This window comes from Flavobacterium sp. H122, assembly GCF_004959765.1.
Classification (GTDB): Bacteria; Bacteroidota; Bacteroidia; order Flavobacteriales; family Flavobacteriaceae; genus Flavobacterium.
On the sequence record NZ_SJZD01000031.1, the window covers coordinates 1 to 858 of the forward strand.

1 protein-coding gene is annotated in these 858 nt (G+C 41.3%); it reads left to right on the forward strand.

Annotated features, from left to right (window positions below; all coding sequences use genetic code 11):
• Window positions 1–858, forward strand: an 858-nt coding sequence (locus EZM65_RS15365) for a beta-ketoacyl synthase N-terminal-like domain-containing protein (RefSeq protein ID WP_136669441.1), incomplete at both ends; no start/stop codon positions are given.

Consider the following 858-nt stretch of genomic DNA (forward strand, 5'->3'; position numbering starts at 1 on the left):
TACTCGTTAACCGAATATCTTATTTACTTGATATTCATGGCCCAAGTGAACCAATCGATACAGCTTGTTCGAGTTCCCTGATCGCAATTCATAAAGCGGTTGAAAGTATCCGAAACGGACGTTGTGATATGGCTATTGCCGGCGGAGTAAATGCATTGTTGTCACCGGAACTGACATTATCGTTTAGCCAGGCAGGAATGTTAAGTGAGGACGGTAAATGTAAATCATTTGATCAAAGAGCCAATGGTTACGTACGAGGAGAAGGAGTAGGTGTTGTAATATTGAAATCTCTGGCTAAAGCGGAACAAGATGGGGATCATATTTACGGTCTTATTCGGGGAAGTGCTGAGAATCATGGCGGGAAAGCCAATACTTTGACCTCACCGAATCCTAATGCTCAAAAAGATTTATTAATAAAGGCTTATACAACGGCAGATATAGATCCAAGAGATGTTAGTTACATAGAAGCCCATGGGACAGGTACCCCATTGGGAGATCCAATAGAGGTTGAAGGTTTAAAATCAGCTTTTAAAGAATTATACAAAGAGCGACATCTAAGTCAGCCGGAAGCTGCTTATTGTGGAATTGGGAGTGTTAAGGCAAATATTGGGCATTTGGAAGCGGCAGCTGGTATGGGTGGTGTAATGAAAGTTCTGCTATCTATGAAATATAAAACTCTGCCAGGTAATCCGCAATTAGAGACACCTAATGAGTATTTGAAATTAACAGGCAGTCCATTTTATTTGCAAAAAGAGACCAAAGCTTGGCTGACAGAAAATAATAAGCCAAGAATAGCGGGGATAAGCAGTTTTGGATTTGGCGGGGCCAATGCACACATTGTTATAGAAGAGTACCGTC